The sequence below is a fragment of the Chitinophaga rhizophila genome, from assembly GCF_019492185.1.
Taxonomy (GTDB): Bacteria; Bacteroidota; Bacteroidia; order Chitinophagales; family Chitinophagaceae; genus Chitinophaga; species Chitinophaga rhizophila.
Genome location: NZ_JAICCF010000001.1, coordinates 756,513 through 773,926, shown reverse-complemented (window position 1 = coordinate 773,926; position 17,414 = coordinate 756,513). Strand labels below are relative to the sequence as shown.

Annotated in this window: 14 protein-coding genes; 10 read left to right on the top strand and 4 right to left on the bottom strand. The window is 45.5% G+C overall.

Going from position 1 to position 17,414, the window contains the following annotated elements; translation table 11 throughout:
- Window positions 1-26 precede the first annotated feature (26 nt).
- From K1Y79_RS02870 to miaA, 3 genes are all read left to right on the top strand, one after another.
- Window positions 27-1,460 carry a CCA tRNA nucleotidyltransferase gene (locus K1Y79_RS02870; RefSeq protein ID WP_236059459.1) on the top strand — a complete coding sequence of 478 codons (1,434 nt, stop codon included), beginning with the start codon at window positions 27-29 and terminating at the stop codon, window positions 1,458-1,460.
- 118 nt (window positions 1,461-1,578) lie between these two features.
- Window positions 1,579-2,154 carry a plasmid pRiA4b ORF-3 family protein gene (locus K1Y79_RS02865; RefSeq protein ID WP_220248492.1) on the top strand — a complete coding sequence of 192 codons (576 nt, stop codon included), beginning with the start codon at window positions 1,579-1,581 and terminating at the stop codon, window positions 2,152-2,154.
- Between the two features lie 91 nt (window positions 2,155-2,245).
- Window positions 2,246-3,142 carry a tRNA (adenosine(37)-N6)-dimethylallyltransferase MiaA gene (gene miaA, locus K1Y79_RS02860; RefSeq protein WP_220248491.1) on the top strand — a complete coding sequence of 299 codons (897 nt, stop codon included), beginning with the start codon at window positions 2,246-2,248 and terminating at the stop codon, window positions 3,140-3,142.
- 80 nt (window positions 3,143-3,222) lie between these two features.
- On the opposite strand, the gene K1Y79_RS02855 is transcribed toward miaA, so the two are convergent.
- Both K1Y79_RS02855 and K1Y79_RS02850 read right to left on the bottom strand, forming a co-directional pair.
- Entirely contained in the window at window positions 3,223-4,812 is a 1,590-nt protein-coding gene (locus K1Y79_RS02855) for an OmpP1/FadL family transporter (RefSeq protein WP_220248490.1), read from the bottom strand.
- Between the two features lie 94 nt (window positions 4,813-4,906).
- Window positions 4,907-5,923, bottom strand: coding sequence for a hypothetical protein (locus tag K1Y79_RS02850; protein WP_220248489.1), 1,017 nt, complete (start codon window positions 5,921-5,923; stop codon window positions 4,907-4,909).
- Between the two features lie 233 nt (window positions 5,924-6,156).
- On the opposite strand from K1Y79_RS02850, the gene proS reads away from it, so the two are divergent.
- The 3 genes from proS to K1Y79_RS02835 all read left to right on the top strand — a co-directional run bounded on the left by proS (window position 6,157) and on the right by K1Y79_RS02835 (window position 11,383).
- The gene (gene proS, locus K1Y79_RS02845) at window positions 6,157-7,629 is read left to right on the top strand and encodes a proline--tRNA ligase (RefSeq protein ID WP_220248488.1); all 1,473 of its coding nucleotides are present in this window, start codon (window positions 6,157-6,159) and stop codon (window positions 7,627-7,629) included.
- 68 nt (window positions 7,630-7,697) lie between these two features.
- Window positions 7,698-10,625, top strand: coding sequence for a sensor histidine kinase (locus K1Y79_RS02840; RefSeq protein WP_220248487.1), 2,928 nt, complete (start codon window positions 7,698-7,700; stop codon window positions 10,623-10,625).
- The gene (locus tag K1Y79_RS02835; RefSeq protein WP_012793534.1) at window positions 10,622-11,383 is read left to right on the top strand and encodes a LytR/AlgR family response regulator transcription factor; all 762 of its coding nucleotides are present in this window, start codon (window positions 10,622-10,624) and stop codon (window positions 11,381-11,383) included. The genes K1Y79_RS02840 and K1Y79_RS02835 overlap by 4 nt, the downstream gene beginning before the upstream one ends.
- 294 nt (window positions 11,384-11,677) lie before the next feature.
- Here the strand turns inward: K1Y79_RS02835 and K1Y79_RS02830 are convergent, their stop codons facing one another.
- Both K1Y79_RS02830 and K1Y79_RS02825 read right to left on the bottom strand, forming a co-directional pair.
- Entirely contained in the window at window positions 11,678-13,216 is a 1,539-nt protein-coding gene (locus K1Y79_RS02830; RefSeq protein WP_220248486.1) for a trypsin-like peptidase domain-containing protein, read from the bottom strand.
- 320 nt (window positions 13,217-13,536) lie between these two features.
- On the bottom strand, window positions 13,537-14,529 hold the full coding sequence (locus K1Y79_RS02825) for an acyl-CoA reductase (RefSeq protein WP_220248485.1): 993 nt from the start codon (window positions 14,527-14,529) through the stop codon (window positions 13,537-13,539).
- Between the two features lie 93 nt (window positions 14,530-14,622).
- Here K1Y79_RS02825 and K1Y79_RS02820 point away from each other — a divergent pair, with 93 nt between their 5' ends.
- The 4 genes from K1Y79_RS02820 (at window position 14,623) to K1Y79_RS02805 (ending at window position 17,356) form a co-directional block, all read left to right on the top strand.
- Window positions 14,623-14,970: a 4Fe-4S dicluster domain-containing protein gene (locus tag K1Y79_RS02820; RefSeq protein WP_220248484.1), complete on the top strand. Its 348-nt coding sequence runs from the start codon at window positions 14,623-14,625 to the stop codon at window positions 14,968-14,970.
- Window positions 14,971-15,148: 178 nt separating this feature from the next.
- Window positions 15,149-16,138: a D-alanine--D-alanine ligase gene (locus K1Y79_RS02815; RefSeq protein WP_220248483.1), complete on the top strand. Its 990-nt coding sequence runs from the start codon at window positions 15,149-15,151 to the stop codon at window positions 16,136-16,138.
- Between the two features lie 34 nt (window positions 16,139-16,172).
- Window positions 16,173-16,994: a PASTA domain-containing protein gene (locus K1Y79_RS02810; RefSeq protein WP_220248482.1), complete on the top strand. Its 822-nt coding sequence runs from the start codon at window positions 16,173-16,175 to the stop codon at window positions 16,992-16,994.
- A gap of 53 nt (window positions 16,995-17,047) precedes the next feature.
- Entirely contained in the window at window positions 17,048-17,356 is a 309-nt protein-coding gene (locus tag K1Y79_RS02805; protein ID WP_220248481.1) for a rhodanese-like domain-containing protein, read from the top strand.
- Window positions 17,357-17,414: the final 58 nt, after the last annotated feature.

The window sequence follows — 17,414 nt, the reverse complement described above, 5'->3', positions numbered from 1 at the left end:
ACCTATTTTTGCCGTTTTATTCGTTTATGATCAGCAGAAAGCCTATAGATATTCCCTGTACCCTGCAGGAACGGAAAGTGTTGGAACAGATAGCTTTAGCAGCCCAGGAACTGGGTACGCCCTGCTATTTGATCGGTGGCTTTGTGCGGGACAAATTATTGAACAGACGTACCAAAGATATGGATGTCGTATGCGTAGGAGATGGTATTGCCCTCGCGCATAAAGTAGCCGGCTATTTCGACAATGCGAAAGTGAGCTTCTTTAAAACCTATGGTACCGCCCAGGTGAAATGGAACGACCTGGAAATAGAATTTGTGGGTGCCCGTAAAGAAAGCTACCGCCATGACTCCCGTAACCCCGATGTGCAGCCTGGCACACTCAGAGATGATCAGCTGCGCAGGGACTTTACGATTAACGCCCTGGCTATTAGTCTGAATGAAGAAGATTACGGCAGCCTCGTAGATCCTTTCGGAGGAATCGCTGATCTCGAAGCAAAGATTATCAGAACGCCACTGGAACCTGCACAGACTTTTATCGATGATCCGCTTCGTATGATGCGGGCCATCCGTTTTGCCTCCCAGCTACAGTTCACTATCTCTGATGAAGCCTTCACGGGCATCAAAGAGAATGCAGAACGTATAAAGATTATCACCCAGGAGCGTATTACCGACGAATTTAATAAGATCATGCTCTCCCCGGTACCATCCGTAGGACTGGATCTGTTATATAAAGCCGGTATCATGAAGATCATTCTGCCCCAGATGGTAGACCTTGTAGGAGTGGAGATGGTAGAAGGAAAAGGCCATAAGGACAACTTCTATCATACTTTACAGGTGGTAGATAATATCGCCCGTAATACCAAAGATCTCTGGCTTCGCTGGTCAGCATTACTGCATGATATTGGTAAACCAGCCACTAAACGCTTTGAACCCGGACATGGATGGACCTTTCACGGACATGATGCAGTAGGTGGTAAAATGGTAACGCGCATCTTTACCAAAATGAAACTACCCCTGCATGAAAATATGCGGCTCGTAAAGAAACTGGTAGAACTTCATCTGCGCCCCATCAGCGTAACAAAGGAAAATATAACCGACTCTGCTATACGTCGATTGCTGTTTGATGCCGGTGATGATATAGAAGGACTCATGATGCTCTGTGAAGCAGATATCACCTCTAAGAACAGGGTAAAAGTAAAGCGCTACCTGGAAAACTTCGAACTGGTACGCCAACGCCTGAAAGAAGTAGAAGAAAGTGATCGTATTCGTAACTGGCAACCACCGGTTACCGGTGAAATGATCATGGAAACCTTCGGCTTACCCCCTTCCAGAGTAGTAGGCGATCTCAAAAATGCCATCCGCGAAGCCATCCTGGATGGGGTTATTCCCAATACCTACGATGCCGCCTATGCTTTCCTGCTCGAAAAAGCGAAAGCAATGGATTTGACGCCAGTTAAATAAAAATGTTAATTTAGTAGTGTTAATTAATGTTAACACTGCTCTTTTCAGGATTAGGTGTGATGTTTGCATGTATCCCTTTTTCTGAAATACCAGATTATTCATAAAATCTTTTATTGTCATGCCTGTTTTGAAATTCAGAGTTTACTGGGAAGAAGATGAAAGTGTGTACAGGGATATTTCCATTAAGCCAGACCAGACATTTTTACAATTTCATCAAACTATTTTACAGTCATTCGAATTTGACAATAAACATAAAGCGACCTTTTTCCGTAGCAATGATAACTGGCAACGGGGCAGAGAGATTATCCTCGAACAGGATGGCGCTACCCGCAAAGTTGAGCCGCTGATAATGGAAGAAACGCCTATCGCCGCTGCTGTAAAAACACCCAACCAGAAGTTCATATACCTCTATGACTATGCGAAAAACTGGACGTTCCTCGTAGAACTCATCGGTGTATCCAAAGACGAAAATGCTAAAATTGCCTATCCTTTCTGCACCAGAAAAGAAGGTCTCGCTCCCAGCCAATACGGTACCAAAGGTCTCGTTGGCGATAAACTCGTTGAAATGGAAGAGAAATATGACCTCAATAAAGAGGGCATGAGCGAAGACGGCTTCGGCGAAGAAGGAGAAGAAGATAATACCGACCAGGATGATGATGGCGGTGAAGAACAAGGCAACGACGATATGTACTAGTCAGTCAGGAATTAAGGATTACTAACACAACACATCCTGTGAGTATTAATCCTTAATTCCTGATTTTTTAATTCTAATCAGTTTATTGCCGTTGAAGTCAATTATAATTATCGCTGGTCCTACAGCAGCGGGTAAAACAGCCAAAGCAATCGAAGTGGCCCAACACTTCAATACGGCCGTTATCTCTGCCGATTCCCGTCAATGTTATCGTGAAATAAGTATTGGTACCGCAAAACCCAGTCCTCAGGAACTGAGTACTGTTCCTCATTATTTCATTAATTCGCATGCTATTCAGGAAGAAGTCAACGCCGGCCTCTATGAGAAACTGGCCCTGGAATATGCTGCGGAGATCTGGAAGACTAATGACGTAGCGGTTATGTGTGGCGGTACCGGCCTATATATCAAAGCCTTCTGTGAAGGAATAGACAATATCCCCGCGACTCCGCCGGCGATCAGACTGTCCATCCAGGAGCGTTTTGAAAAGGAAGGAATGGCCTGGTTACAGCAGGAAGTACAGGAAAAAGATCCCGCCTTCTACGCAAATGCGGAAATTCAAAACCCGCACCGCCTAATGAGAGCGCTGGAAGTATTGTACGCTACCGGCCAATCCATTACAACCTATCGTACCGGCAATACGACAAAGCGTGATTTCCAGATTGTCAAAACCGCAGTAACCCTGCCTAAAGAACAACTGCACGATAACATTGCCCGCAGGGTACATCTGATGGTTGCACAAGGCCTGTTGGAGGAAGTCCGGGCAGTATTACCCTATCGTAATCACAACGCGCTGCAGACTGTCGGCTATAAAGAGGTCTTTGACTACCTGGATGGTAAGATATCCTGGGAGGAAGCGGTAGAACAGATCATTATTCATACCCGCCAGTATGCCAAAAGACAACTGACCTGGTTCCGGAAAGATACAAGCTTTCAATGGTTTGAAGCCGGTCACGGACTACTGGATAGTGTGGTAAAGAAACTCAGTAAATAGCCTGATCACATGGATCATATAAAAAAGGCGTACGATGACTAATCGTACGCCTTTTTTTATACCAGTTAGTTACGCTCAGCCTAGAACTTCCATCCGAAAGTAGCATTTACATTTGTTGACTTACTTCTGATCGTAGCTGCACCAGGAGTCGTATAGTTATCCAGCGGATCTGCATTGGAGGATAACACATATGGTTGGTCTGTACGGTTGTTACTACCGTATACCAGACCCAGGTCCATATAGAAGCCACGGTTCCTGTAACCTATACCACCTGTGAAGAACTCACGTTTGCCATCAATCTCACTATTCTTGTATGGACTTGCATACAAGGCATAACCCAGACGGAATGCGATGACATGCAATTTTAACTCGCCGCCCACACGGATGTTAGAAGCGCCTTTGTAAGTATCTTTTATAGCGTCATTGCGCAGCTGTGAATCTTCTTTATCGAATACCTGGTCGTTACGGAACCGCATTCTCATAGACGCATAGTCCATATATTCGTAGTCAAAGGAGATGAACCCTGTTGGTTTCCTTGTATCAGCAGAGGGACTGAACAGGTAAGTAGCACTTAACACGCCTTTCCATGGTGTACGGATGGTATACTTGGATTCATCATCAAAACCATTGTTGGTCTGAGTAGAGGAGGCTTCCAGTACCTCAAATGTTTTAGTAGAAGTCACCATTGTGCTCCTGTAAGTATCCGTGAATGTCATCCAGGAAGGTGAATGGAAAGTAGCGCCCAGGTTCAGTGACTTTACCGGACGATAGATACCACCTATTTTCAGATTGATACCCGTTCCTTCAGACTTCAGCGACTCAGTTACTGCAAACTCATTCAGATCGGTCGGAGTTGTGTTCAGATTCGTTTCTCTCCAGGTCCTGTCATGTTTGTAAGTGATGGTAGGAATATTTGCACTACCACCCAGGTACAGTTTATCATCGTAGTTAGCGCCAAAAGCAAAGGAGATCTCATTTGCGCCGCCTCTAGCATTGATCATATTCTCCTGCCTTACCAGCACACTTCTATCTGTAGCCTGCGCTGCGGAGTAGAAGAAGCCATCCGGCTGATTATTCACTGTAAACGGAGAGATCAGGCCGGTCTGATAGGCGAGGGCCGATGTGTGTGCCAGCGAACCAACAATCTGGTCGCCATTAACACCTAACTGATTTTCCGGATCTCTGATACCCGCTGCTTCCGCATCCAGGTAGTAATTGAGTGACAGAGAAGAACTGTTGTTTGTCCCGGTATAGTATATCCGCTCGTTATAGTTCTGTGTACGGTTTAATCCCAGTCCGAAGCTGAAGTTCTGCCATTTACTGCCGGGCTTTTTCCTTCTGCCTCCGTATATCATGGTGATATTGGAAATCAGCGGAATGAATTTATTATCGCTATCGGTTGTATTCAGGTAGGTGCCGGTATTGGAAATATTCTGTGCACCTACGGTGAAAGAAAAGTCGTTTGTTCGGAAGAACCCAATGGTGGCCGGGTTCATATAGATGGAAGATGGCTCCCCGCCCAGTGCTCCTAATGCACTACCTACAGATTGTCCTCTTGTAGTTCCTGACGGTGAACTTTTGCTGAATCTCAATACGTCTTCTATCGTCTGCGCATGCAGGGAAACGGACGTTCCTGTCAATGCAATGGCGAATACCAGTCTTTTTAGCATATAGTAGAATTAATGATACTTATGGGTTAAAAAATACCCTGGCCTTTGACCAGGGTACAGTTTAGAATATCAATGATCAAATCATCTTTCGGTATTAGTTTCTGGTCCTTCCTGCGCGACCACCACCGCCGCCGCCGCCAATGGAACCACCACCACCGCCAGATCTTGGCGTATAAGAAGGAGATGGGCTTGGCTGGTAAGAACGTTGTGGCTGATAAGACCTGGTCGGAGGATTGTAACCACCGCTGTTACGGCCGCCGCCAACACTACCACCTACAGGACGTTCGCCGGAGGAAGGCGTAAATGTTCTTCTTGGTGTGTAAGAACCATCGCCTCTGCCACGGCCACCAGGATTAGTGTTAGAACCTGTTACAACACGGCCTCCCGGGTTAGTACCGCCGTTACCTCTTCTTGATGGCGTATAATCTGTTCTGGTCGTACGGCCACCTGGAACCGGCGTTCTGCCACCAACAACTCTGGATGGCGCATAGCTGCTACCAAAGCTGCCACGTGTACGTCTGCCAGGGAAAGCTGATCCGTAGTAACCACCGCCATGACCGCCCCAGAAGCCTGGATGACCATAGTATCCGCCACCATAGAATCCACCACCATACCATGGGCTGTAACCCCAGCTGTTCCATGGATTATAACCCCAGCCTGGTCCCCAACCGGAACCCCAGCCCCAGCCGTAACCAACGCCAATGCTGATGGATGGACCCCAGAAGGAGTTGTAGTAAGGATTACCAAATCCCCAACCGCCTCCGTAGAAGCTGTTCATACCCCAGGCGCTGCCATAGTATGGACTACCATAGAACCCTGAGTATACGTTAGGGGAGTAAAAATCGTAGTAAGAGCCCGTGTGATTACGGTTAAACCTGCTGATACGACGGGAATAATCACCCGGATCTTCATCCTCATAAGTCACATATGTATCACCATCATTTGAGTTAGCATATGCATCATTGTCGTCATCACGGTTGTTATTTCCGTAGTCGGGTTTCACTCGCGGAGAGTAATAAACGTCGTCCGGCGTCTGCGTAGTTTTGTATGCTGAAGAGCAACTGCTTAAGACAAGCGCCGCCAACAAAGCAAGGTATGGAACTGATTTCATTGTCGGAATTTTTTAGCCTGATTTCTATAGTAAATTTACACTATTTTTAGCTCAAAGAAAGGTTAATGCTACATTAATATCTAACCACTCATAATATTTTAGCAAACTATTTGCACGTTTCTGATTTTCATGTAGGTTTGTGACATTTTACCTTTTGGTAATATATTTAGTACAAATATTAAGCCATATTTATATATTGTGCTATATCAGGTTATAAATATTTCAATTTTGATATGAGTAAAGAGATCACAGCCCGTTCTGAAGATTATTCACAATGGTATAATGATTTAATTCTGAAAGGAGGATTGGCAGACTACTCTGCCGTGAGAGGTTGCATGGTAATTAAGCCATATGGTTTTGGGCTTTGGGAAGGCATGAGAGACGTGCTGGACGCCAAATTCAAAGAGACTGGACATCAGAACGCTTATTTCCCCTTATTCATCCCCAAAAGCTTTCTGAGCAAAGAAGCTGAACACGTAGATGGATTTGCAACCGAATGCGCCGTTGTGACCCACCATCGTCTGATGAAGGATCCCGAAGGCAAAATGGTTGTTGATCCCAGCGCTAAACTGGAGGAAGAACTGATCGTTCGTCCTACTTCTGAGACAATTATCTGGAATACATATAAGGACTGGATTCAGTCCTACCGGGATCTGCCGCTGCTGATCAACCAATGGGCAAACGTTGTACGCTGGGAAATGCGTACCCGCCTGTTCCTGCGTACGGCAGAGTTCCTCTGGCAGGAAGGACATACTGCCCACGCTACTGCGGAAGAAGCCATCGCTGAAACGCAGCAGATGCTGGAAGTCTATGCTGACTTCGCTGAGAACTATATGGCGCTGCCAGTAGTAAGAGGTGTTAAATCTCCGGCTGAACGTTTTGCAGGCGCGCTCGACACTTATTGTATCGAGGCATTAATGCAGGATGGTAAAGCGCTGCAAGCCGGTACCTCTCATTTCCTGGGTCAGAACTTTGCCAAAGCATTCGACGTGAAATTCTCTAATAAAGAGAACAAACTGGACTATGTATGGGCTACCTCCTGGGGTGTGTCTACCCGCCTGATCGGTGCGCTGGTAATGGCGCATAGTGATGATGACGGTCTGGTTCTGCCTCCGCGCATCGCACCACTACAGGTAGTGATCGTACCAATCTATAAGGGGGACGAGCAGAAAGCGAAAATTGATGCCAAGGTAAATGAACTGACCGCCGAGCTGAGAAAAGCTGGTGTTCGTGTGAAATACGACGATTCAGATAATAACCGTCCGGGTTGGAAGTTTGCAGAATACGAAATGAAAGGTGTTCCTGTGCGTATCGCACTGGGTGCACGTGATCTGGAAAATAATGTGGCTGAAATAGCCCGCCGCGATACTAAAACTAAAGAAAGCCTGCCACTGGATGGCCTGGCTGACCGTATCGTTGCACTGCTGGAAGAAATTCAGCAGCAGTTATACAATAAAGCACTTGCCTTTAGAGACGATCATATTACGCCAGCTGATACCATAGAAGAGTTTGAACGCCTGCTGGATGAAAAAGGTGGCTTTATCTCTGCTCACTGGGATGGTACCTCCGAAACAGAAGGTAAGATCAAGGAGCTGACAAAAGCAACCATCCGCTGCATTCCATTAAATAATAAACTGGAAGAAGGTACCTGTATCCTTACAGGTAAACCATCTACGCAGCGTGTACTCTTTGCCCGCGCTTACTAAAGATTTACCGGCAGTACCTGCAGTCGCGCAGTACTGCCGGGTTTTACATTTAAATCAGACACATCTGGATGCCTAAGGTCCGTTATATATTCTTGTGGTGGATATTACTGGTCCTGAGCACAGGTTATCATGCCGCTGCTCAGGGGCTGATGATCCGTAATTATAACGTAAAGGACGGCCTGGCTAACGCTACCGTCTACGACGCCGTGCAGGATAAAGATGGTTTTATCTGGTTTGCTACGCCTACCGGCGTCAGTAAATTCGACGGCAAACGCTTTCGCAACTACCTGAAAAAAGACGGACTTACTGATAACGATGTCGTAAAACTATCCGCCGACTCCAAAGGGCGGGTCTGGTTCTCCACCCTCAACGGTCTCCCTTCCTTTTACTGGAACTCCACCATCCATACCGGCCAGAATGATTCTTCACTGCATGTCGATTCCCGCGGACAATACATGCAATACATGTTCGAGGATTACGCCGGCTTCATATGGTTCCTTAATTCTGACAACCGCATCATCCAATACAGCGGCAGGAAAACAACCTATGATAAACTAGGCGCTAAACCGACTGACGTATTCTACTTCCTGCGCAATGATACTATCTTCAAACCGCTGCAGCAGTATTTCAACCTGAATACGCTCAAGGATATCTATAACCCTAATCAGAAGATACTTAGCAGCTGTCCTTTCCCCCTACCCAGGAATGTTATCCAGCGTATCCGGAAAAATCCGGTGGTCATCATCAACAATAATCTGTACGCCTACTCTAAAGAAGAAGTGGTCTGCTTCTTCAATGGCAATGAATGGGGTATCAAAGATGAGATCAGCAATATCTGCGTAGATAACGACAACCTATGGATAGGTACGCCCAGAGCCCTATATTACATGAAAGGCTTTTTCAGTGGAGAACGGAACCTTGCCCGGCTACTGGAAAATCATTATATCACCTCCCTGCTGAAAGACCGCGACGGTAACATCTGGATCACGACCTTCGGTGATGGCGTTTATAACATCCCTTACAAGAACTTCTACTTTAACTACCTGGATAATACCAATGGATTGTACTCTCACTCCATCTTCAGTATTGCCAGGGATCCAAAGACGGGTACCCTGCTGGTAGGACAGAATGCCGGTGTACTCAATACAATAGATAGCAATAACAGGATCAGGCAGTTTAACCTGGACACCACCAGTGGCCGTAACAGTATTGTAACCATCCTGCCTTATAAGCGGAATGAAATGCTGATCGGGGCAGATAATGGCTTGTTCCTTTTCAATATCGCGCGGCAGAAGGCTTCCCTGCTGAAACCTGTCAAGACACTGAAGGATGTGGATATCACTCCTGCAGGTAAGATACGGGTCGCTACCAAAGACCAGGTGATCTCTGACGGTTACAGCGTTGGGGTAGAGGATGACCTGATCACCTCCGTGACCAGCATTAATGACTCAGCCTATTATGTCGGTACCAGCGCCGGATTATTATATGGTAATGATGCCCTGCGCACATTACGGATACCAGGTACCGATTCCGCCCTTCACAGAAGTGTTAAAGACCTGAAGTGGATCGATGGGCACCTCTGGATCGGTACCAGTGACCATGGCCTGTATGTATTGCGTAACAACAGGGTGGTTAAACACCTGAGTACTGCCGACAAACTGGTAAGTGATATCTGTCAGCAACTATATTATGATGGTATAGGCCGTTTATACCTGTCTACCAACAAAGGCGTATCTGTTATAGATGTAAAGACCCAGACACTGATCCGTAATATCACTTCAAATGATGGACTGATGAGTGACGACACCCGGGGTGTATATTATCAGCAGGGCGTTCTGTATATAGCCACGTCTAACGGACTGAGTTATTTCCTGGACGACAAGATGCCTGTAGATACGATGCCTCCGGCTATTTACCTGAATCATGTACGTTATGGCGACAGTACCTACCTGCCGGGTAAGCAGTTTGTACTCATGTTTCAGCGTAAAGCCTCGTTTGAAGTGGAATTTGGCGCTATTGCCTACGATTTGCCGGACCTTGTTGAGTACCAGTACAACTTTTCCAGTGATACTTCCAGCGGATGGATCACTACAATGTCCAATATTGTACCTTTCCCCGGCCTGCAACCAGATACTTATCAGTTACAGATCAGGGCCAGGAAATACCGCAGTAACTGGAGTCAGCCGATGGTGATTACGGTAACGATACTACCCCGCTGGTACCAGCAATGGTGGGCAAGGGGAATTTTGATCCTGCTGGGTATGACCCTGGTTGCCTTTATCCTGCGGGATGTGATCAGGAGGATACAACGGGCGGAAATGCGTAAAACAGAGTACAACAGACGGATAGCAGAACTGGAAGCCAAGGCGCTTACCAATCAGATGAACCCGCATTTTATCTTTAACTCCCTGAACTCAGTGCAACACCTGATCATGGAAAAAGAAGAGAAGCAGGCACTGAACTTCCTGGCAGACTTTGCCACCCTGATGCGCCAGATGCTGAATAACTCGCGGAAATCGCATATTTCCCTGGAAGAAGAGATAGCTTTCCTGAACAGGTATATTGAACTGGAAAAGATCCGGTTTGCCAACGTGTTTACCTACCAGTTTGTCCTGCAGGATGACTTAAAAGATTATACGATCTACATACCACCCATGATCATACAGCCAATTGTTGAAAATGCTATCAAGCATGGTTTAGCGCCCAAGAATGCCAGCGGCAGACTGGAAGTGAAACTGGTGCTCCGGGAAGATCTGTTATACTGCTCCGTAGATGATGACGGCATCGGCTGGGACCGTGCCAATGAGATCAAAAGTGGCCGGCTGGTGAAGCATGAATCCACTGCACTGAGCGTGATCAGAGAACGGTTGCAGATTATAAAATCTTTTAATGGAAATGTTGGAAAGTTAGAAATTATTGATAAATTTAAGTCTGGTTTCGGCAATAAGGAGGGTACCCTGGTTGAAATTCTGATTCCCATTGTTAAGATGTTATGAGTAATATAAAAGCTGCGATCGTAGACGATGAAGTCCGCAACATCCATATTTTGCGAAATATTCTGGAGAATTACTGTAAAGATGTTACGGTAGCGGGAGAGGCGCAGAACATTCATGACGCGGCGGAAATGATCAAGAATACCCAGATCGACGTGCTGTTTCTTGATATTGAAATGCCGCCCCATAATGGTTTCCAGTTACTGGAAATGTTCCCTGTCCTTAACTTCGAGGTTATTTTCATTACGGCCTTTCAGGAATATGCTTTACAGGCAATTAAATTTGCCGCCTTGGATTATCTGCTCAAGCCTATCAAGGTGAGTGAGGTGGAAGATGCATTGGAAAAAGTAAAGAAAAGCAAGAAAGGACGCCTGAATGAACTGGCTTCCATCCTGAAGGACTACGTTAAGAATAACGATAACGCATTCTCCAAAATAGTGATTCCGGTAAATGATGGTTATAACGTCATTGATCTGAAAGACATAATTTACTGCGAGGCATTTGACAGCTATACCAAAATACAGCTGATCAACAACGTATCACACCTGATCTCCAAGTCATTGAAAGAGTACGAAGAAATGCTATCTGACAAAGGCTTCTATCGTGTACACAAATCTTTCCTTATCAACATTCATCATATCGTAAAGATTATAAAAGGTCTTGGTACTGCGGTAGTTATGAGTGATCAGAAAAACATTCCCATCTCTTCCCGCAAGAAAGATGAATTTTTTGCCCAACTGAAAGGGGTCATCAATTTATAAGCAGGAATAACCCATTGTTTTCACTGACGACGCTGTAATGGCGTCTTTTTGTGTTTGTTACAATTCATAATCAGCGAGTTATCGCCTGATGCCGCTTTATTATTCATATTTATCAGGCATCAAAAGGTCATCTTAAGGGCACTTCAATATCCCGGGGATATCGAAGTGCCCTTAAGATGACCTTTTGGTAGCGGGATGGCGTAAAACTTAAACCGGCTGCAAAGCCCGCAAAAGAAAAGTCCCGGGATAACTCCCGGGACCCTCCATCCTTAACCTATAAACCTATATGAAATCCTAAAACTCTTGTCCGTTAGCCAGATCGATATTATAATAATATACACCGTTTAATTCCGGGTATACCCCTTCAAGCTGGACCTTCTTTTCTTTATCAAGTACCTTTTTCAGGTCCTCGATGGAATTTACTGGTTGTCCGCCCGCTTTCAGTATAATGAAGGTTCTCTTCATATTGGTTTGTTTCTTCAGTATACCGCTGCTGATGTTATTGACATATACACCGCCGCGTACACCCGCTCTTGCTGCTTCTGATTTACTGAGTGTATACAGGTCTGCACCCAGTGCATCCAGTACGCTGCTCTTTACAATATCTGTAGTACCATCGGCATTTTTCAGTACGGTTGACTGTGAATATTGTTTACCATCACGGATATAGCTGATGCTGATCTTATCACCTGGTTTATAACGTGCAATCTGTTCTGTCATCTGAGGGATGGAAGGCGTCTGCACACCATTGATGCCTGTGATAATATCACCTTTTCTGATACCTGCAGCTGCAGCGGAGCCAGTTTCCAGAACACCGGTTACTGGTACGCCACTGATATCTCTTCTGATACCTGCTTCTTCCCATTTATCTTCAGGAATGCTGTTAGGATCCTGGTAGTAGATGCCCAGGTAAGCGCGTTGTACGTTACCATATTTCATCAGGTCATTTACTACTTTCTTTACCAGGTTCACCGGAATAGCGTAGGAGTAACCTGCATAAGCGCCCGTAGGGGAAGCGATTGCGGAGTTGATACCGATCAGTTCTCCGGCAGTATTAATCAATGCGCCACCACTGTTACCCTGGTTTACGGCAGCATCCGTCTGAATAAATGATTCAATCGCATTTCTTCTTACCTGTTTGTTAATACCGATCGTACGTGCTTTTGCACTCACGATACCTGCAGTTACAGTAGTCTCCAGGTTTAACGGATAACCTACAGCCAGCACCCATTGTCCGATTTCTACATCGTCAGAGTTACCATACAGCAGGTAAGGAAGATTCTTAGCGTCTACCTTGATCACTGCCAGGTCAGTGCTTGGATCAGTACCAATTACTTTTGCCTTGTAAGTCTTGTAGTCATTTAATGTCACTGCTATTTCGTCAGCATCATCCACTACGTGGTTGTTGGTGATGATATAACCATCGTCAGAGATCAGCACACCGGAACCGGAGGCCATCTGACCTGGAATATAATATTTACGGCCGCCGCCTTCTCCCTGAAATTCATCTCCGAAGAAATCATCCCCGAAAAGGTCCTGCAACACACTTCTTCTTCTCTGCAGATTATTGGTAACCTGTCTTGGATTTATCTTGGTCTTAATGTGCACTACACCTGGTACAGCAATCTTTGCTGCCTGGCTGAAATCAGTTGGAGGTGTGGCGTTTTTAGCATTTGCGCCGGGCATGTAGCTGGCGTAATTAACCGGGATATCCTGTGATCCATTTTGATAGGGGCCTGTCTGCCGGGGTTGGTATCTGCTGTACACATAGATGCTGGCAACAGCAGTTGCCGCGCTGATAAGAACAGTTGCCGCAATTTGCCGGAATTTCATATGTTTCGTTGTTTAAAATTTTAAATGATAGTATAAGGAATGAATATCAATTTACATGCCTCGTGACACAAATTTAAGGGGGCGTAACAGTGAACGTTGTATACCACGTTTACTTTAACACATTTTTATATGAATAGTTAATATGATCTTAACGCGGAGACTGACAGATTGTTGCTTTTCATGACAAGATGATGTCTATTTAACCGACAGAACCGTCATTCTTACAGGGTATAACACATGACGGTTTATCAGTATCCTGGAAATGCAAACGGGCAGCTCTGTCAAAGTGCTGCCCGTAATAATATATGAAGTACGGCCTGTTACAAGCCAGTCAGGAATTGCATGGTATCCACGCCGTCAGCATAGTCTGAAAGGCCGGGTTGCTGTGCATTACCGAAAGCGGTATATCCGTGACCCACCAGGCATTGGAGGTCATTGCTGGCTTGCAGCTCCTCTGCCAGTGTAGCAGCGCTGGTGTAATAGCCATAGTGCAGCACGCTGATTGGCGAAAAAATAGACCCCGATTCTACCAGGATGATATTGTCATTTGCCATATAAGGCGATCCATTCAGCAGGATGAGGGCCAGGTTATAGTCGTAATTGTTCTTGTACTTATGGTGATCGGCCAGGTGGGCATACTTGCGGAAGGCTTGTATCAGCGCTTCAAAGTTATATCCTTCAGGCACGAATATTTTGGTAACATTCCTGCATCCCAGGCCAAAATACAACATCACATCATCTGCGAGGGCTTCCAGTTCAGCAACTGTTTCTGTACCATCAAGGATAGCTACAGAAGTACGGTTGCGACGGATAATATGCGGATACTGTGCAAAGTAATATTCAAAATAACGGGCAGAGTTATTGCTACCGGTAGCAATATAGGCGTCGCAGTTTTTCAGCATGTCCTGTACAAGGGTTTGCTGTGCATATTGCGGATACCATTCGCTCATCTTGTCTATTACATGCTGCATGAGCACTGTATCTTTGGAAGATAACTTCAGGCGTACCTGATGGCCGCTCAGGAAACCGCACAACCAGTCATGGAAACCTACCAGCGGAATATTGCCGGCTGCCACGATCCCGACTGAACGGGGAGAAGCGGTGGGAGCAGGATAACCTGAGAGCCAGCTGTTCAGCTTTGACTCGTCAAGATAATAACGGCAAATATTTTGCAGGGATAGATCAATGAAGTTGTGAGTGAACCATCCGTTAGCCTGAAATGCTCGGTCTTTCACAGTCTGTAACGCAGAATCGTTGCCTGACAGGTATTGACCCAAACGCACGAGGGCTGCTACTTTTTCTATACTGCTCATTGAATCTGTATAAATAATTAACTTTTTAAACCTAGATATTCTATTTTTGTCTGCAAAATTAATGGCTTACTACTTAAACAAAAAGTTTATACTATGGCAATCAAGATAACAGATGAATGTATTAATTGTGGCGCATGTGAACCGGAGTGTCCAAATAACGCTATTTATGAGGGTGGTGTTGAGTGGGCAATGGCTGATGGTACATCAATTAAAGGCCAGTTCGTAATGATGGACGGTACTTCAATTGCTGCTGATCAGCGTAATGCGCCAATTGCTGTAGATAGTTATTACATCGTTCCAAACAAATGTACAGAATGCCAGGGCTTCCATGAAGAGCCTCAATGTGCAGCTGTTTGCCCGGTAGACTGCTGTGTTCCTGACGAGATGTACCAGGAAACAGTAGACGAACTGCTGGCTAAGAAAGAAAAATTACATATGTAATATCATCATACAGGAAGCTTAAGGAACTAACCGGTAACTGGTCATCGATAATAATCGGAACGCATGCCGGAACCTGAAGGGAAGAAAGGATCAAACTTTCTTCCCTTTTCTTTTGTCCTAAAAAAAGTGCACATCCACTAATTTCTATTAACTTTATCCGCTTATTATTAAATTATATATGAAAAAGAACATCGCCCTGGTAGCCGGTGGGTACTCCGGTGAATATGTAATTTCAGTGAAGAGTGCAGCCGTGATAGAAAAACATCTTGATAGCAGCAAGTATGATGTCTATAAGATCTCTATCACCCGCGATGGATGGAACTACACAGGTGCAGACGGTCAGCTGGTAGCGGTAGATAAAAATGATTTCTCATTGACTATCAATGGAAACAAGGTGACATTTGATGCTGTATTTATCGGTATACACGGTACGCCGGGTGAAGATGGACGTCTGCAGGGATACTTTGAAATGCTGGGTATTCCGTTCACCAGCTGCGGCATGGTATCTTCTGCCCTGACCTTTAATAAGAGCTACTGCAACAAAGTAGTAGCTGCTCTTGATGTTGTAAACGTATCAAAATCAGTACATATCTTCAAAGATCAGCCTTTTGATACCCAGGCTATTCTGCAGGAACTGCGATTGCCGGTGTTTGTAAAACCCGCCGAAGGTGGTAGCAGCATCGGTATGTCTAAAGTAAATACCGCTGAAGAGCTGGCGCCGGCTATAGAGAAAGCCTTCCATGAAGATGTACAGATTCTCATCGAAGAGTTTGTAAAAGGAAGGGAAATTACCTGTGGTTTATATAAAACCAATGGTCAACTGACCGTACTTCCTCCTACAGAGATCATCAGCGGTAAAGAATTTTTCGATTACGAAGCCAAATATACACCAGGCGTATCCAGGGAAGTAACGCCCGCCGAAGCGCCGGCAGATGTATTGACGCTGATCCAGGAGACTGCTAAAAAGCTGTATGATAAGCTGAACTGTCGTGGTATTGTAAGGATGGATTTCATCTGGGAAGAAGCAAACAACCGCCTGTTTTTCCTGGAGGTTAACACTATGCCCGGACAATCAGAAAACAGTATCGTTCCTCAGCAGGTAAGGGCCGCCGGTATGACCCTGCAGGAGTTTTACGGCACATTAATTGAAGAATGCCTGAGGAAGTAACACCTGAGTTCATTTTAACGTTAAAATATAATTTGTGTTCAAGTCAATAACCAAACGCTCCTTCGGCTTCAACCTGCTGGTTGTAGTAGGCATATTTGCCGTACTGGGGCTGCTTTTCTTTTCATTACTAGGGTTTATCACAAAACACGGGGATACCCTTACCGTCCCTGATGTATACAAGAAAAATATACAGGAAGCCACTATGATCCTCGAAAATGCAGGATTCGGAGTGGATGTAAGAGATTCTATCTTTGTAGACAGCCTCCCGGGCCTTGCTGTGTGGGAACAGACACCTGCCAGAGGATCTATTGTAAAAGTAGGTCGTACTATTTATCTTACAGTAAATAAGGTCATTCCGCCGATGGTGCAGATGCCTGATCTTACCGGTCTGACCTTCCGTAGTGCAGAAATGACCTTGCATAGTCTCAGGCTGAATGTAGGTGATACTATCTACAAACCTGACTTTGCCACTAACACGGTGTTACAGCAGTTACTGAATGGTAAACCTGTTAAACCAGGCCGTGATATTCCGGAAGGCAGTAATATCACCCTTGTACTCAGCAGTGGTACCGGTAATACCGAAAATCCTGCACCAGACCTGGTAGGTATGACCTTCATGGAAGCAAAAGAAACACTGAGCGCCAGCAACCTCGGACTTGGTACGGTGATCATCGATCCTTCTGTAAGAGATACAGCTAACGCATTTGTAGTGAAGCAGACACCGATGCGCAGAAACAGCCTGAATGAACTGAATATGGTGCGTGCGGGTGAGTCTGTCGATATCTGGCTATCCAACACCCGTCCTGAAAAAGATAGTGGTGTAGTACCTGCTCCACCGGTTGAACAGGAGGATTAATCGTACAATACCTTATATTGCTGTATAAATCAAAAACTTAAAAATTCACAGCCATGGAAAATATTAGCGCAGCAGAAGTGAAACAGCGCATTGACAGCGGCGAAAACCTGCATCTGGTAGATGTAAGGGAACCGCATGAACATGAGGATTTCAATATCGGCGGTAAGCTGGTGCCATTAGGCGACATCCGTGCCATGCAGGTGGATGAACTGGAAGACCTGAAAGGAGAAGAAGTGATTGTTTACTGCCGCAGCGGCGGTCGTAGCGGACAAGCAGCTATGATCCTGGAAACAATGGGCTTCCAGAATGTTAAGAACCTGGCTGGTGGTATGCTTGCATGGCAGGACCAGTTTGGTAAATAATCCATCAGTTGATAAAATAACAATGCCTTCCGGCATGTACCACGCTGCAGCGCGATAC